Below are 16,444 nucleotides of genomic sequence, written 5' to 3' on the forward strand. Positions count from 1 at the left end.
CCCAACTCGAACCGAGCCCCCAAAGCCCGATGCGGAGGACACTACACCACGACGGGCGCGGGCGTCACGATCGGGTGCGGGGACGGTACTCGAGGTAGCGGAAGCCCACTCCGCCGGCAGCCATGCCGGCGCCGCGGGCGACGAGCCTCGCGCCTCGCGCCCGATGCGTCGTCGAGCGTGTCACGACCCCGATGAGCCAGCGCCCGGCCCCGGCCGCGGAGCGGGCGAGGCCGACGATCAGCCAGCGGGCTCGGCGGATGCTCCGTCTGCTTCTCCCGTCGGTGAGGTGGATGTCGCCGCGGGCGGTCGTCGTCCCCACCCGGAAGGCGCGCCGGAGCACCCATGACGGCGTCGCGCGTTCGGTGGGGACGTGATCGGTCACGAGTGCGTCGGGTGCCGCGATGATCCGCGCGCCACGGCGCGCGAGCGCGGAGGTGAAGTGGATGTCCTCACCCCCGGTGCGACCGAACTCCTCGTCGAATCGGATGCCGGTCGCGCGGAGGGTCCCGACGTCGATCAGCAGGTTGTTCGTCGGGGCCGCGGGCATCCGCTCGCCCGCAGAGAATCCGACTCGCCGGAAGAATCCGCCGGCCACGATCCATGGGTCGGGGGTGACGTCGAACTCCGACTCGACGCGTCCCGACACGAGCTCCGCCGTGCCGGACGACCAGGGGGCGAGGAGGGCTCGGAGCCAGCCCGAGGCGGGCACCTCGTCGTCGTCGATGAAGACGACGGCATCCACGTCGTGAGCGATCGCCTCGTCCAACGCCCGGTTTCGGACCGCCGCGAGCCCGGGTCGTGGCTCCAGCCGGTAGAGGGCCTGTGCCGCCGTGGCAGGCTCGGCGGCACTGCCTTCCGGGTCGTTGTCGATCACGACGACCTCGACCAGCGTGGGGCTGACGTCGTCGCGCTGCTCCGTCAGGGCCGCGAGCAGCCTCGCGAGTCGATCGGGGCGGCGGTACGACGGGACGGCGATCAGCACGCGGGGGTCGGTTCTGCTCATGCGACGGCTCGCCGGTTTCGGATCGCTCGCTCGTAAGCCTCGCGGTGACGGATGCCGACGAGCGACCATCCGCGATCGTCGAGTTGCGGGTCCGCCTCGGGACGCTCGGTCACGGCGCTCGCGAACCGCTCGAGGTCGGCCGCGGTGAGGTCGCCGTCGAACATCGACACCCAGCCGTCGCCGACTTCCTCGGCCAGCGCCTCGTTGACCTCGTTCCGGGGGACCAGCACGGGACGCGCGAGCGAGAGCGCGGCCAGGGCGGTGCCGGAGTTATGCATGAACCGGTAGGGCAGCACCACCCCCGTCGCGGACATGACCGCCCGGGCGAAGTCCTCCTCCGAGAGGTATCGGAGATCCAGCGAGATGCGCTCGTCGCCCGACGCGAGCCCGCAGATCTCGTCGGCGAGCTCGCCCGTGGAAGGGTTGCCGGCGATGCGCAGGGCCCAGTCGGGCAGACGTGGCGACGTCTCGCGAAAACAGGCGATGAGCGACTCGACGCCTTTGTAGCGTCGCACGAGTCCCACGAATCCGAGCGATCGTGGGACGGGCGGCACCGGGTCGACGGAGGCGAACCAGTCGCGGTAATGACCGTGCGGGATCACTGCCGACGGGATGCCGCTCCGCTCCGGGGTCGAGTCGTTGAGACGGATGTGGAAGTCGGCGCGACGGTCGATCCACCGCAGGAGCAACCGCTCCCACCGGGAGTCGACGTCGGGGAGCTCGACGTTGTGCACGGTCCGGACCACGGCGACCCGAGTGAGGCGGAGGCGGACGACCAGAGCAGTGCCGAACAGGCGGCGCACGAACCGCTTCACGGGCGTGGCACCGCCGAAAAGCGTCTCCGGCCAGTGGAAGTGCAGTGCGTCGTACCGGCCGACCAGGGCGGCCCGGCGGTCGAAGCGCAGGTGCTCCACCCCCGGATCCGCGGCGAGCGCGGCGTCGAGCATGTGGACGTACGGGTTGGAGGTGGGCCGTGGCGCACCGAAGGACTGCATCACCCGCAGGCGCTCACCGGTCGACATAGCGGACAGTCTGGCAGGTCGGCGGATCCCCTATGCTCAGTCCCGGGGACATTGCATCCAGTCTGGGGGACGGAGCATATGCGTACATTCGGGGACGCGTACGGACGGTTGGCCGCGGCGCAGAAGGGCCACGCTCGGGGGGCGCCTGCGTACTCGGTCTACGTCAACAGGCGGATCGGCCGGGTCCTGGCCGCTGCCGCCTATCGATGGGGGTTCACGCCCGACGGTGCGACTGCCATCAGTGCCGCGCACACGCTCGCCGCCCTCGTCATCCTGGTGGTCGGGCCGGCCGAATTGTGGACCGGATTCATCGTGGCGCTGCTGCTCGTGCTCGGCTACGCGTGGGATTCGGCGGACGGTCAGCTCGCCCGGCTGCGCGGAGGAGGGAGTCTCGCGGGCGAGTGGCTCGACCACTTCGTCGACGCTTTCAAGACGGCATCCCTGCATCTGTGCGTACTGGTCGCGCTGTGGTGGCACACCGATGCTCGCGACACGCTCTGGCTCGTCGTTCCGCTCGCGTACTGCGTGATCGCCGTCGTGACGTTCTTCGGCATGCTGCTGAACGATCTGCTCAAGGGCAAGAAAGGCGTCGACTCGACCCACGCGAGGGGCGGCGGTACCGCACTGCGGTCCACGATCCTGCTCCCCACCGACTTCGGGCTGCTGTGCGTCGTGTTCGCGCTGTGGGGCGCTCCGGATGTCTTCCTTGCCGTGTACGCGTTGCTCATGATCGCGAACGCGGTCTTCTTGGCGGCCGCCGCGGTCAAGTGGCATCGCGAGATCCGGGCGCTGGACGGAGCGACGGCGTGACGCCGCGGACAGCGGTGGTGATCGTGAACTACGGTGCCGTCGGCATCCTCGAAGCCAACGCAGTGCGGGTCGTCGCCCCCGGCGACGGGTTCGTCATCGTCGTCGACTGCTTCAGTTCCACTCAGGAACGCGAACGAGTCGAGGAGGCGTGCGCGCGCCATGGGTGGATCCCCGTGCTGCTCTCGGAGAACGCGGGCTTCGGTGGGGGGACCAATGCGGGCGCGACCGTCGCGGTGCAGCGCGGCGCGGAGGTCATCGTCGGGCTGAATCCGGATGCCTCGATCGATTCCGAGAGCCTTGCGACACTGGCCGCCGCGGCATTCGAGGATCCCCTCGCTCTCGTGACACCGACCATCGTCGACGGCACGGGGTCGGTGTGGTTCCGCGGCAGTGATCTGTATCTCGACGATGGATCGATCGCCGGCGTCTCCCGCAGAGCCGAGCGGGCCGGGAGACCGCGTCACGAATGGTCCACGGGCGCGTGCTTCGCCGTCTCGGGGAGACTGTGGGAACTCCTCGGCGGGTTCGACGAGGACTACTTCCTCTACTGGGAGGATGTCGACCTCTCCCGCCGGGTGCTCGACCTCGGCGGCTCCCTACGGACGCTCGCCGTCACGGCGGTCCACGACGAGGGGCAGACGCACCCCGATGCGGTCCGTGGCCGCGCCAAGTCCGAGACGTACTACTACCACAACATCCGGAACCGACTCCTCTACGCCGTGAAGCACGGCGACGGTGAGATGGTCGAGCGCTGGTGGCGCGCGACGCCGCGGGTGTCGTGGCAGATCGTCCTCCAGGGCGGTCGTGCGCAGTTGCGGTCGATCGCACCATGGCGCGCGCTTGCGCGCGGGATGCGAGACGGCCGGCGCGCTGTGGTCGACGCGCGCAGCCGACGTCAGAGTCGCTGAGCCGCCGCCCGCAGCCGCTGCACGGCGGAAGACCAGGTGTGGCGGTTCGCCGCATCGTCACGGGCCGCGGCATCCGGTCGTCGTCTCCATGCCCCGTCGATGGCCTCGGCGACCTCTCCGGGAGGCGCCGTCGGTGTGACGAAGTGGGCGTACGAGCCGACGGTCTCGCGGAAGACCGGGATGTCGCTGGCGAGCAACGGCGCACCGAACCAGGCTGCCTCGACGGCCGGAAGACCGAACCCCTCGTCGAGGCTGAGGCTGATGACGAGGGATGCCTCGGAGTAGAGCCAGGCGACCTCGTCGTCCGGCAACGAGCCCAGGAACACCACCCGGCCCTCGTCGACGGCGGCGCGCAGAGCATCCGGGAGCTCCGCGCTCACACCGGAGTGAGCGGACCCTCCCACGATGTACAGCGGACTCTGCGGCGTGATGGACGAGGCGAGACGCGCACCGTCGATGATGGCAGCGAGATTCTTCCGCACGTTCAGACGGCCGACGGTGACGGCGAACCCCGTGCCGGCAGGGACGGCATCCGGTCGTCGAGGGTGCGTCTGCGTCAGAGCGGTGGGGACGCCGAGTCCGACGGCGAGGGGGGTGAGGGCCGGTGCCAGGCGGGCGATGCGCCCCGCCTCGGTCTCGCTGGAGGTGGTGACCAGGGTGGCCCGCCTCGCCCATCGGAGCATCGGCGCGAAGTACAGACGTTCCCGACGGGAGAACCACTCCGGGTTGTCGTGGAACATCGCGTCGTGCACGAAGACGATCGAGCGTCCGCTGCGAGGCGCGTAGTTGTGAACGATGCTCAGGTCGACGCGAGCGTCCCCCGCGAGGCGCGGCAGCTGCCATCGGTTCGCCGCCGCGTGGGGCCAGAGGGTCGTTCGCACGATCTCCGAGCCCGGCGGGACGTCCGAGGGGTCGGCGTCTCGGCGCAAGGCCAGGACGATCTCGTCATCCGGGAACGCCGCTGCCCAGGCATCGATGAATTCCCTCTGGACCGTCCGGTTCGCACCGGGTCCGCGCCCCCACCAGAATGCGTCGAACATCACGCGCATAGTCGCCCCCTGTGGGTCATCCTATGAGGCTCGGCCCGCTCTGCGGATACACAGCACTTGCGCTGGCGGGTCGTTGGACGTAAGTTGTGCTCGATCCTGCTGGGGGCGGGATCTCTCGTTGGGGAACGAGAAACGACTTGGGGGTCGGGGATTCTCTTGGGGACTAATGATGCTCGGCGTATCGTGCGCCGATCGAGGCTCGGATCAGTGCTCGCGCTCGCGGGTCTGGTGCTTTTGAGCGGATGCAGCGCGGTGACCGCTGCCGAACCGGTCGCCGTCGAGGGCGAGGCGACCGCACAGCCGACGCCGATCGACACCGATGCGCCCGCTCCCGAACCATCCGCCGATGCGGATGCGCCGACGAAGGCACCGGCGGCCGATGTCGAAGACGGTGCGATCGACGACTCCATCGCGCTGTCGACAGGACTCGTCATCGACCTCGACTCGGTGACGTCGACGACCGTCGATGCGGAGACCCCGGGCGAGGTATCGGGATCGGCTGTCATCGTCCGCGTGACCGCGCGAAACGACTCACGCGAAGCAGCCGACCTCGATTCCGCGGTCGTCACGCTCACCGCCGCCGACGGCGAATACGGGGTCGGCACGACGGCCGGTCCTGACAAGCCGCTCTCCGGCGAACTCGAGCCCGGGCGGTCAGCGTCCGGCACCTACGTCTTCATGCTGGAGCGGGCTGCGGATCGCAGCGTGGTCGTGAGCGTCAACTACTCGGCGGGACAGCCCGTCGCCGAATTCTCGGGAAAGACGGACTGATGATGATCCTCGCAACGACTCGGAAGCCGTCGAAGCGCGCGCGAGTGCTCAGCATCCTCGCGGCGGCGGTCCTCGTCGGGACCGGCGTGCTGGCCGTGGCGCCCGCCGCCCAGGCGGCGGACCCCGTCCCGCCCACGCCGGCGCCCCTGCTGCAGCGCGACACCGACGTCGCCACCGCGGACGCCCTCCCGACGGTGCAGATCGATGACGGATACGTCTGGGCGCAGACGACCATCGGTACCACCGTCTACGCGGCGGGCTCGTTCAAGAACGCTCGCGCCGCTCTGGCTGCGCCGGGAACGAGTCTCACGCCGCGCACGAACATCCTCGCCTACGACATCACGACGGGAAACCTCAAGCCGTTCGCGCCGCAGGTCAACGGCGTGATCAAGTCGATCGCCGCCTCGCCCGACGGCAGAAGGATCTACATCGGGGGTTCCTTCAGCCAGGTCAACGGTGCGACGCGCTACAACTTCGCCGCTCTCGACGCGTCGTCGGGGGCTCTCATCGCCGGTTTCGCGCCGTCGGTGGGCGGCTCCGGGGTCTACGGCATCGTCGCCACGGGCGACACGGTGTACGTCGGAGGTCGGTTCACGCAGGGCAACGGTGTCGCACGCGCCAACCTCGCTGCGTTCAGCACGAGCAACGGTGCCCTCCTCTCCTGGACGCCCTCGACGGATCTCCAGGTCGACGCGATGGTGATGGAGCCCGGCAACCAGAAGGTGATCATCGCCGGCCGGTTCTACGCCGTCAACGGTGTCGGCGGGGAGCAGCGGGGGATCGCGGCTCTCGACCCGGCCACCGGGCAGACCGTGCCCTGGGCGGTGACCTCGATCATCAAGAACGGGTGGGCAGAAGGCGGGAACGCCGGCAAGAGCGGCATCTTCACGCTGGCCACGGATGCGGGCGGCGTCTACGGAACCGGATGGACCTTCGCCGATGTCGCTACCGGCAACATCGAAGGCACGTTCGCGGTGAATGCCGGCGCGGGTGATCTCCGCTGGCTCGCCGACTGCCACGGCGATCACTACGGCGTCTGGTCGACGGGGAAGGTGGTCTATTCGACCAGCCACACCCACCAGTGCGACACGGTCGGTCTCTGGCCCGAGCAGCCCACTCGCCAGTACCGCTACCTCGAGGCGTACACGGCCGACGCCCGAGGCACGCTGCCCCGCACGCCGAGTGAGAGCTCGATCTATAAGAACTGGGCGGGCACACCCTCGCCGTCCGCCTACGCCTGGTACCCCGACTTCACGGTCGGAAACACGTCGGGGCTCGGACAGGCGGGCCTGTCGATCACGGGTTCCGGGGACTTCATCTCGGTCGCGGGCGAGTTCGGCAGCGTGAACAACGGTCGCTACCAGGGCATCGTGCGGTTCTCCACGAAGCCGTCCAGCGGTGCGAAGCAGGGACCGCGCGTCGCGACGGCCGCCTGGACCCCGAGTGCACGATCCATCGCCGCGGGCGAAGCCCGCGTGCAGATCCTGGCCAACTGGGACAGAGATGATCTGAACCTCACCTACGAACTCCGCCGCAGCGGACGCGCGACCCCTGTCGCGACGACTTCGGTCGCATCCACGTGGTGGCAGCGCCCGGGGATCGTCCTGAAGGACACCGACGTCACCGCGGGACAGACGTACACGTACACGGTCGTCGCGAAGGACGCGAACGGGAACACGGTCCAGAGCTCTCCTGCCAGTGTGACGATCGCCTCCGAATCCGCATCGGCGTACGCAACCGCGGTCATCGAGGACAGTGCTGCCCACTATTGGCCCCTCGGAGAGGACTCGGGGTCGGCCGGTTTCGACTGGGCCGGCAGTGACGACCTCACCGTGAAGGGCGCGACCCGGGGTGCACCGGGGCAGAATCGAGCCGCGAGCACCACGGCGACGGAGTTCTCCGGCACGGATCAGTCGTTCGCCTCGACAGTCACCTCCGAGGCAGGGCCCAACACCTTCTCCGTCGAGGCGTGGTTCAAGACCACCAGCACCTCCGGCGGAAAGATCATCGGCTTCGGAGACAACGCGGGCGGGACCTCGGGCAGTTACGACCGTCACGTCTACCTGAGCAACGACGGCAGGGTGACGTTCGGCGTCTACCCGAACAGTGTGCAGACGCTCGAAAGCGGAACGGGATTCAACGACGGTGCGTGGCACCATGTCGTCGGCACGCTGTCGTCCTCCGGGATGACTCTGTACCTCGACGGCGCGCTCGTCGGCGGACGAACAGACGTCACTTCGGCCCAGGGCTACAACGGCTACTGGAAGGTCGGCGGCGACAACACCGGCGGCTGGCCGAACGGTGGAAGCAGCAACTACCTGGCGGGCGCCATCTCAGACGTCGCCGTCTACCCGTCGGCTCTGAGCGTCGACGCGGTCAACCGGCACTACCTGGCGAGCGGCCGCGGTACCGCACCCGCGGCGGCTCCGACAGACGCCTACGGTGCAGCTGTCTACGCCCTGAAGCCCTCCGTCTACTGGCGTCTCGACGAGGCGTCGGGTGACGCCGCAGCGGACGCGAGCGGGGCGGGATACAGCTACCCCGGCACGTACTTCGGCGGCGTCACGAAGGCCGCCCCCAGCGCCCTCGCGACGGGGGCGGGTACGTCGATCCAGTTGAGCCCGAACGGGCAGACGGGCGTTACCGGCAACAAGCAGGTGTTCAATCCGTCGACCTACTCGATGGAGACCTGGTTCAAGACGACGAGCAGGGACGGCGGGAAGCTGATCGGCTTCGGCAGCAACCGCACGGGGGAGAGCGGCAGTTACGACCGGCACGTCTACATGAACGGCGACGGAGTGATCAAGTTCGGTGTCTGGAACGGCTGGGCGGGGATCATCGAGAGCGCTCCGGGGTTCAACGACGGTTCCTGGCACCACGTGGTCGCCTCTCAGTCCGCCGCGGGGATGCGTCTCTACTTGGATGGTCAGCTGGTCGCCCAGAATGACATCACGACCGCGCAGAACTACAGCGGCTATTGGCGAATCGGCGGCGACAACGGGTGGGAGGGCGCGACCTACTGGACGGGTTCGCTGGATGAAGCGGCGGTCTATCCGACAGCGCTCACCGCGGCGCAGGTGACGGATCACTTCCGCATCGGATCCGGGCAGCAGCCGCCGAACGGCCAGCCGAAGGACGCTGCTCTCACCGCCGAGGCGGCCGGGCTGACCGTCGCCTTCGCCGGGACGGCGACCGATCCGGACGGCGATCCCCTCACCTACCAGTGGAACTTCGGGGACGACGCATCCGACACCGGTGCGACGGTGTCCCACCGCTTCGCTGCCGCGGGCACGTACCGGGTGACGCTGACCGTGACCGACGGACGCGGCGGCTCGACCCAGCGCGCAGAAGACGTCACGGTGACGCACGCAGCGCCGGTGGCGAAGTTCACGTCCACGACCGACGAACTCGCCGTCGCGACGGACGCCTCGGCGTCGGCGGCGTCCGACGATGCGACCCTCACCTACGACTGGAACTGGGGGGATGGGTCCGCTCACTCGACCGGCGCGACCGCATCGCACGTCTACGACAAGGACGGTGACTACACGATCACCCTCACGTTGACCGACAGCCTCGGAGGCACGTCGACCGCGGAGCGTTCCGTCTCGGTGGCGAAGATACCGGCGCCCGCGTTCGTGGCCGCGGATGCCTTCGGTCGCACCACGTCGTCCGGCTGGGGAACCTCCGACGTCGGCGGCGCTTGGTCGATCCTCAGCGGCAGTGCATCGGTGGCATCGGTTCAAGACGGCAGGGGGCAGCTGACCCTGCCCGCGGGTCAAACTCGCAATCTGGCGCTGACGTCCACGGTGCGCGACTCCGAGAGCCGCGTCGATTACACACTGGTCAACGCGCCGTCCTCGGGAGCCGGCTACGTCGGGCTCGGCGCTCGCCGCATCGGGGCGAATTTCTACACCGTGCGCGTGTGGCATCGGGACACGGGGGCGGTGTGGCTCGTTGCACAGCGCGGCACCACAGTTCTCACGTCGAAGCAGGTCAGCGGCCTCACCTGGGGGGCAGGGGACAGCTTCTCGCTTCGACTCGATGTCACCGGGGCCAATCCGACGGCCATCCGCGCCAAGGTGTGGAAGCACGGTGCCACCGAGCCTGCGGCATGGCAGCTCGAGACGACGGACTCAACCGCCGGCATGCAAGAGGCCGGTGCACCCCTCCTCCACTACGCAATGGCGGGAACCGCGACGGCACCCGGAACGGTGAAGTTCGACAATCTGACGGTTCGCGATACTCAGGTCGCGCCCGCACCCAACCAGGCACCGGTCGCCGCCTTCTCGTCATCGGTCGCGAGCCTGACCGCCTCCGTCGACGCATCCGCGTCATCGGATACCGACGGATCGATCGCGTCGTACTCATGGAACTGGGGGGATGGGTCGCCGTCGTCGACGGGCAAGACGGCGTCGCACGTCTACGAGTCGGCGGGTGACCACGTGATCACACTGACGGTGGTCGATGACGACGGCGCCTCTCACACCGTCACGAAATCGGTGACCACCACCGCGCCCGCGCCGAATCAGGACCCGGTGGCGAGTTTCACCTCCTCCGCCTCCGATCTCACCCTGTCGGTCGATGGCTCCGGGTCCTCGGACGCGGACGGTTCGATTGCCTCGTATTCCTGGAAGTGGGGTGACTCCTCTGAGAACGGGGCCGGCGCGAAGACCTCGCACTCCTTCTCGGCAGCCGGTACCTACGAGGTGACCCTGACCGTCACCGACGATGACGGCGCGACTCACTCGGCGAAGAAGACCGTGACGGTAACCGCCCCTGCCCCCACGGACGTGCTGGCACGCGACGCATTCGAACGAACTGCGGCGAACGGGTGGGGGGCGTCCGACCTCGGCGGCACCTGGACGATCAGCGACGGCGCGGTGAGCGCGGCGAGTGTGGGCAATGGAGTGGGCAGGTTCGCTCTCAATGCGGGCAGCACGCGCACCGCGTTGCTGGCCCAGACGCCCGTCCGCAACTTCACGGCGTCCGCCGACTTCACGGTCGACGTGTCGTCCACGAGCGGGTCCGGCTACGCCGGGATCGTTCCGCGGCGATCTGGAAGCAACTTCTACGCGATGAGCGCGTGGCTCCGATCGGACGGCAAGGTCTGGCTCGTGGCCCAGCGCGGCTCGACCGTCCTCCAGACCACGACGGCCACGGGTCTCACCTACAAGGCGGGGGACAGCTTCTCTCTCAAGGTGGAGTCCTCGGGAGCGCCCGGCACGACGGAGCTCCGGGCGAAGCTGTGGCAGAAGGGCGCGACGGAGCCCACCGCGTGGCAACTCGTCGCTTCCGACACGGACGCTGCGCTGCAGGCAGCGGCACCGGCTGGTCTGCGCGCCTCGCGCGCGTCCTCCTCGACCAGCGCGATGACCGTGTCCTTCGACGAGTTCCGCATCGCGCCGATCAATTGAGAAGACTGATGCCCGCCGGACCGCGGAAGCGCGTCCGGCGGGCATGACCGAACCGGGGAGGGGGAACGAGTGCCGAGTGCGATAGTCATCGCTGCGGGGCTCACGGCGTGCGTCGTCGCGGGCCTCGCCGCTGTGTTCCTCGCCCGCGCGCCGCGCCTGAGCTTCGTGGTGTGGATCCTCTCGGTGTTCCTTCTGCCCATCTGGGTGGGGGTGAACGTCGGGTTCTTCATGTCCGCGATCACCCTCCTGACGGTCGCCTTCGTCGCCCTTCACAGCGGCCGTTTCCGGCTCTCGGGGCCGGATGCCTTCATGCTCCTCTTCCTGGGGCTCGTCGTCATGCTCTTCGCCGCGAAGCAGGTGGAGCTGACCTATCTGGTGTCGGGGACCCTGGAGCTGGTCCTGCCGTACTTCTGGGGCCGAATCGTCTACGAGCGCGTCGGTTCGGCGACCATCACCGCGTGGGTGGCGGGGGCAGCGGTGGGCGTCGCTGCACTGGCCATCGTCGAGTTCGCCACCGGGACGAATCTGTTCGTCGCCATTCCCGGGTACGAGCCGCTCAAGGAGACGTGGGCGCAGCTTCAGCCACGCGCAGGATTCCTGCGCGTGGAGGGCGCTTTCGGACACTCCATCGCGCTGGGTGGTGCCCTCGCCATGTCAGCGGCGTTCGTGCTGGCATCGCGCGCGAAAGCGTGGATGAAGGCGGTGGGCCTCGTGATCGTCGGCTTCGCGGTCGTCCTGACGTTCAGCAGGATCGGCATCATCACCTTCGTCCTGACGGTCGTCCTCTCGCTCGTCTTTCTTCGCAGTGTCGGGGCATCCACGCGATGGCTGGTGGGTGGGCTCGTCGTCGTCGCAGCGGCGGTCCTGGTTCCGTTCCTCGACACGGTCTTCGCCGAAGCCGGCGGTGAAGCGGGGGGAAGCGCGGATTATCGCGGTGGTCTGACGGTCCTGCTGGGCCAGGTAGGACTCATCGGCGGTGCCTCCGGGTGGGAGGATCTCGTCGTCGGCGACGTCTATCTGGGCAACTTCCGGGCATCCATCGACAATGCGTTCATCGCGGTCTTGTTGCGATACGGCTATCTGCCGACGGCGGCCCTCTTCGCGGTCTATGCCATCGCCATCGTTCTCGCCGTGCGATCCAAGGCGCTGTCGCCCGGGCTCGTGGCGATCGTCGCGCAAGTGCCAGGACTGTTCGCCGTCGCGTTCATCACGCAATACGGGATGCTGCTCTGGTTCATCGTCGGCGTCACCGTCGGGCGCGCAAAGACGAGTGCGGGGGTGGCCTCATCGGTCGAAGCGCCGCGTCAGCAATTCATGATCATGGACGACGCCGTCAACGGCGGGTCCGCAAGGGGGAGAAGAAGTGTCGCGACGTCCGGAAAGTAAATTCAGAAGGTCTCCTCTGACGACCGCGAGGGAATCGCTGGCGGCGTGGCGCCGTATCGCGCCGTTCTTCTCGAAGTCCCGGGGCAAGATCGTCCTGATCTCCATCGCCTCCGTCGTAGCCGGACTCCTCGAGGCCGTCCTCCTCACGCTGATCGCGGCGCTCGCGCTCGCCCTCGCCGACGGTCGCGACGTTCGCATGGAACTCGGTGGAATCGGCCTCGACCTGACGATCCCTGTCGCGCTGGGACTGGGTGTCGCCCTGGCGGTGCTGCGCGGGATTTTGCAGCTGTGGGTCGTCTACCTCCCCGCCGTCATGGGTGGACAGGCCATGGTCGACCTGCGGACCCGCCTCTTCGACGCGTTCGTCGGCGCTGCGTGGCCGTCGAAGGCGTCCGAGCGAGACGGTGGGTTCCAGTCCGTCATGCTGAATCAGGTCCGCGCGACGTCCGAGACCATCGTCCTCATCGCCGGCATCATCTCCGCTGCGCTCATGTTCGCGAGCCTGCTGGCGTCTGCGGTCGTGATGAGCCCCGCGGCGGCGGCCGTGATCACCGTCGTGTCGCTGGTGCTCTTCGCCGCTCTCCGTCCGCTTTCGAACTCCCTGCGAAAAAGCGCGACCACTTTGAGCTCAGAGAACATCGAGTACGCGAAGACCACGCAGGAAGCCGCCGCGCTCGCCGAAGAGACAGAGGTGTTCGGTGCGAGCGCCGCCTACCGCGGACGTTTCTACTCCCAACTGCGGGCCGTGCAGGTGCCGTCGCAGCGCGTGCGCTTCCTCTCGGCGGCGGTCCCGTCGCTGTACCAGAGCGTGGCGCTCCTGGTCCTCGTCCTCGCGCTCGGCGTGGTGGCGCTCCTCGGGGCCGGCAACGTCGCCACACTCGGAGCCGTCGTCCTGATCCTGGTCCGCGCCGTCACCTACGGACAGCGAGTGCAGACGGTGGTCTCCTCCGTCGACGAAAAGCTGCCTTTCGTGCACCATCTGGCTGATGCGATCGAGCGCTACGAGTCCCAGCCGCAGGATCCGGGTCGTCAGGGCGCCGATCACATCGGCGACCTGACCATGAGCGGCGTCGGGTTCCACTACGAGGGTGGCGCCGATGTCCTCCGCGACGTGTCCTTCTCCGTGAAGAGCGGTGAGACGATCGGCATCGTGGGTCCCTCGGGATCCGGCAAGTCGACCTTGGTGCAGCTCCTGCTCCGGCTCCGCGAGCCCACCGAGGGAACCTACTCGGTCAACGGTGTCAGTGCATCAGATATCGACCGCGAGGATTGGCGTCGGATGGTGACGTACGTTCCCCAGTCGCCGCAGCTCTTCTACGGGACGGTGCGCGAGAACATCAGGTTCTTCCGAGACGACATCGACGACGCGGCTGTCGAGGATGCCGCACGCCGCTCTCACCTCCACGACGACATCCTCCGACTTCCGCACGGGTACGACACCATCGTCGGCGCACGGGCGTCCTTGGTCTCCGGTGGGCAGAAGCAGCGGATCTGTCTCGCCCGCGCCCTCGCAGCCCGTCCGTCGGTCATGATCCTCGACGAACCGACGAGCGCGCTGGACGTCAAGTCCGAGGAATCCGTCCAGGAATCGCTGCGGGATCTGGCGGGCGACTCTGTGGTGTTCTTGGTCGCGCATCGTTTGTCGACGCTCGCGATCTGCGATCGGGTCATGGTGATTGCGGACGGCGCGATCGTCGGGCTGGACACCGCCGAGAACCTCATGGACAACAACACCTATTTCAGAGAGGTCAGCGAGATCTCGAGCCGCGCCGCTGTTCAGGGCTCCGCGCGTAGGTCGGAACGGGGCTGACCGCATGAGCAGCGTTTGTCATGATCGATCGCGATGCGTCCGAGGCTTCACGAGGAGGGTCGGATGACTGCAGAGGTGCTTTTCATCTGCCACGCGAACGTCTGCCGATCGCGGCTGATGGAGCATGAGTTCCGGGCTGCAGAGAGAGCGGCAGGTCCGGAACGGTGGCGATCGTCGAGCGCGGGCGTTGCCGCCGTGGCTGGCAATCCCCCCTGCGAAGAGGTACTCCTCCTCGCAGCAGACTCCCCCTTGGGCGCGAGACCGCGGCGAGCGGATCGAGGCGCTGTGCTTCTCGACCGCGACGTTCTCGAGAAGGCCGGACTGGTGATCACGGCTACGCGTGCGGAGCGCGCGGAGGTTGCACTTCTCGACCCGACGATGCGGTCTCGTACCTTCACGCTTCTCGAGGCGGTCGCGCTCGCTCGCATCGAGCCTGTCTCCGCCCCGGCGCAGACGGGGGCGAATGTCGATGACATGCTCGCGGCCTTCGCCGAGTCACTCGACCGTCATCGCGGCAGTGTTCGCCTGGAGGAGATGTCCCCTCGTCGTCACTGGCCGCGCCGTCGCGGTGGCGCGACCGATCTCGATCTCGACATCGCCGATGCACACAACAGGCGTCCTCGTGATCACCACAAGGTGCTGAGCGTCGTCCAGGCACAGTCCAAAGCGCTGCATGGACAGTTGTCCCTGTTCGCGGGGCTCCGCGAACCCCTGGCGAACTGATTCCGCCGATCAGCCGACGGGCGCGTCCGACCCCGACCCGGGCTTCTCGGCGCTCGCGGCGCGAACCGGGCTGACCGGACCGTAGTACTCGCCCGACTTCTTGTCGTGCCGTGCGCGGTTCAGGATGCTTCCGAGGACGCGCGCTCCGGCGCCCTCGAGCAGTTTGATCGCCTTCGCAGCGTTCGGCCTGCTGGTCTTGGTCGCGTCGGCCACGAACAGGACGCCGTCGACGGACGGGGCGAGAAGGCTCGCGTCCGCCACGTTCAGGACCGGAGGGGCATCCACCACGACGAAGTCGTATCGACTGGCCGACTCCTCCAAAAGATCCGCCAGCGCTCGAGAGGCGAGGATCTCCGCAGGGTTGGGCGGAGTGCCGCCGGATGGCAGGACGTCGAGCGTCGATGACCGGAAGGGGTATTTCGCGGTGTCGAAGTCGTGCATCTTCAACAGCACGGACGTCAGCCCGACGGCATCCTCGATACCGAAGAACGCGTGCACCTGCGGTCGTCGGAGATCCGCGTCGATAAGCAGGACCCGGTGATTGAGGTCGGCGAGGGTCAGCGCGAGGTTGACGGCGACGGTCGACTTCCCCTCGCCCGGCGAGCTCGACGTCACGAGCAGGGTCGAGACGCGTGAGCCGACATTCGCGTATGTCAGCGCAGACCTCAGCCGGCGGAACTCCTCTGCCGATCGGCCCAGGGGCTCCTGCGCGATTCCGGCGGCGCGGTGCGACAGGAGGGGGGCGCGTGTGACGACGCCGAGGACGGGCGTGCCGCTGACGCGCGCCAGGATATCCTCGTTCCGGACGCGGGTGTCGGCGGCGCTGATGATCAGGGCGACGGCGATCCCCAGGATGCCGCCGATGAGCAGTCCTACCAGTGCATCCCGCGGCTTGTTCGGCGACGACTGCGACGTGGGCACGACAGCCTTGTCGATGGTCTCGGCAGCAATCGTGGGGGCACCTGCGGCGCCCTTCGGTGAGATCTCCAGCACGACCTCGGCGAGTTCGGCGGCGATCGCGTTCGAGAGAGCCGCCGCCCGTTCGGCGTTCGTCGTCGTGGAGGTGATCCGCAGGATGACGGTGTCCTGCGGGATCGTCACGTCGACGGAGCGAGCCAGATCCCGAGGGGTCGTGTCGATCCCAAGGTCTTGGATCACCGGTTCGAGGACCCGCGACGTCGTCGCCAACTGAGCGATCGACAGCATCTGATTCTGCGTGTACGTCGAACCCTGGTTCAGGTCGGACGCGCTGGCCCCCTGATTGAGGGCGAAGTAGAGCGAGGATGTCGACTGGTACTGGGGGGTTTCGAGCGCGGACACGCCGAAGGCCGCTGCGCCGCCGACGACCGCACAGGCGGCGATTCCCCACCAGAACTTCCGCAGCGCGTTCAGCAGCCAATGACCGGACCAGGGCGTTGTTTCCGCCATGGCTCCCCTTCCCCCAGAATCCTCCTACTCTATCGGCGCGCACGCCATCACGACAGCGAACGACGGTCTCGAGACGTCGACGCGCTGCGGTGCCGACGCGCATCGCAGGCGAGCACGGCG

General features: G+C 68.1%; 11 protein-coding genes. 7 read left to right on the forward strand and 4 right to left on the reverse strand.

The features are described 5' to 3' along the window. Positions 1-64 precede the first annotated feature (64 nt). Complete coding sequence (locus Q9S78_RS02985; RefSeq protein ID WP_311868792.1) at positions 65-1,003, reverse strand: glycosyltransferase family 2 protein; 939 nt, start codon at positions 1,001-1,003, stop codon at positions 65-67. Further along, positions 1,000-2,025, reverse strand: a complete 1,026-nt coding sequence (locus tag Q9S78_RS02990) for a glycosyltransferase (protein WP_311868794.1) — start codon at positions 2,023-2,025, stop codon at positions 1,000-1,002. Before Q9S78_RS02990 ends, Q9S78_RS02985 begins: the two co-directional genes overlap by 4 nt. Before the next feature lie 78 nt (positions 2,026-2,103). Here Q9S78_RS02990 and Q9S78_RS02995 point away from each other — a divergent pair, with 78 nt between their 5' ends. Both Q9S78_RS02995 and Q9S78_RS03000 read left to right on the forward strand, forming a co-directional pair. After that, positions 2,104-2,835, forward strand: a complete 732-nt coding sequence (locus Q9S78_RS02995) for a CDP-alcohol phosphatidyltransferase family protein (protein WP_116227928.1) — start codon at positions 2,104-2,106, stop codon at positions 2,833-2,835. Further along, positions 2,832-3,743, forward strand: a complete 912-nt coding sequence (locus tag Q9S78_RS03000; protein ID WP_147298685.1) for a glycosyltransferase family 2 protein — start codon at positions 2,832-2,834, stop codon at positions 3,741-3,743. The genes Q9S78_RS02995 and Q9S78_RS03000 overlap by 4 nt, the downstream gene beginning before the upstream one ends. On the opposite strand, the gene Q9S78_RS03005 is transcribed toward Q9S78_RS03000, so the two are convergent. Further along, a complete protein-coding gene (locus Q9S78_RS03005; protein ID WP_311869663.1) occupies positions 3,731-4,783 on the reverse strand; it encodes a glycosyltransferase family 4 protein in 1,053 nt (350 codons plus the stop codon). The two genes, Q9S78_RS03000 and Q9S78_RS03005, sit on opposite strands and share 13 nt — an antisense overlap. Before the next feature lie 261 nt (positions 4,784-5,044). On the opposite strand from Q9S78_RS03005, the gene Q9S78_RS03010 reads away from it, so the two are divergent. The 5 genes from Q9S78_RS03010 to Q9S78_RS03030 all read left to right on the forward strand — a co-directional run bounded on the left by Q9S78_RS03010 (position 5,045) and on the right by Q9S78_RS03030 (position 14,896). Continuing rightward, positions 5,045-5,563 carry a DUF4352 domain-containing protein gene (locus Q9S78_RS03010; protein WP_311868803.1) on the forward strand — a complete coding sequence of 173 codons (519 nt, stop codon included), beginning with the start codon at positions 5,045-5,047 and terminating at the stop codon, positions 5,561-5,563. Then, on the forward strand, positions 5,563-10,977 hold the full coding sequence (locus tag Q9S78_RS03015; protein ID WP_311868805.1) for a PKD domain-containing protein: 5,415 nt from the start codon (positions 5,563-5,565) through the stop codon (positions 10,975-10,977). The genes Q9S78_RS03010 and Q9S78_RS03015 overlap by 1 nt, the downstream gene beginning before the upstream one ends. Before the next feature lie 69 nt (positions 10,978-11,046). After that, positions 11,047-12,363, forward strand: coding sequence for a hypothetical protein (locus tag Q9S78_RS03020; protein WP_116227933.1), 1,317 nt, complete (start codon positions 11,047-11,049; stop codon positions 12,361-12,363). Beyond that, positions 12,341-14,173 carry an ABC transporter ATP-binding protein gene (locus Q9S78_RS03025; protein WP_311868807.1) on the forward strand — a complete coding sequence of 611 codons (1,833 nt, stop codon included), beginning with the start codon at positions 12,341-12,343 and terminating at the stop codon, positions 14,171-14,173. The genes Q9S78_RS03020 and Q9S78_RS03025 overlap by 23 nt, the downstream gene beginning before the upstream one ends. Before the next feature lie 63 nt (positions 14,174-14,236). Then, on the forward strand, positions 14,237-14,896 hold the full coding sequence (locus Q9S78_RS03030; protein ID WP_181900396.1) for an arsenate reductase/protein-tyrosine-phosphatase family protein: 660 nt from the start codon (positions 14,237-14,239) through the stop codon (positions 14,894-14,896). 9 nt (positions 14,897-14,905) lie between these two features. On the opposite strand, the gene Q9S78_RS03035 is transcribed toward Q9S78_RS03030, so the two are convergent. After that, on the reverse strand, positions 14,906-16,324 hold the full coding sequence (locus Q9S78_RS03035; RefSeq protein ID WP_311868809.1) for a tyrosine-protein kinase domain-containing protein: 1,419 nt from the start codon (positions 16,322-16,324) through the stop codon (positions 14,906-14,908). Positions 16,325-16,444: the final 120 nt, after the last annotated feature.

The organism is Microbacterium aquilitoris (genome assembly GCF_031932285.1).
GTDB classification, from domain to species: Bacteria; Actinomycetota; Actinomycetes; order Actinomycetales; family Microbacteriaceae; genus Microbacterium; species Microbacterium aquilitoris.

Coding starts and splice junctions, on each gene's coding strand:
- Q9S78_RS02985 (WP_311868792.1), bottom strand. CDS start 1,003: ATGAGCAGAACCGACCCCCGCGTGCTGATCGCCGTCCCGTCGTACCGC.
- Q9S78_RS03035 (WP_311868809.1), bottom strand. CDS start 16,324: ATGGCGGAAACAACGCCCTGGTCCGGTCATTGGCTGCTGAACGCGCTG.
- Q9S78_RS02995 (WP_116227928.1), top strand. CDS start 2,104: ATGCGTACATTCGGGGACGCGTACGGACGGTTGGCCGCGGCGCAGAAG.
- Q9S78_RS03030 (WP_181900396.1), top strand. CDS start 14,237: ATGACTGCAGAGGTGCTTTTCATCTGCCACGCGAACGTCTGCCGATCG.
- Q9S78_RS03005 (WP_311869663.1), bottom strand. CDS start 4,783: ATGTTCGACGCATTCTGGTGGGGGCGCGGACCCGGTGCGAACCGGACG.
- Q9S78_RS02990 (WP_311868794.1), bottom strand. CDS start 2,025: ATGTCGACCGGTGAGCGCCTGCGGGTGATGCAGTCCTTCGGTGCGCCA.
- Q9S78_RS03015 (WP_311868805.1), top strand. CDS start 5,563: ATGATGATCCTCGCAACGACTCGGAAGCCGTCGAAGCGCGCGCGAGTG.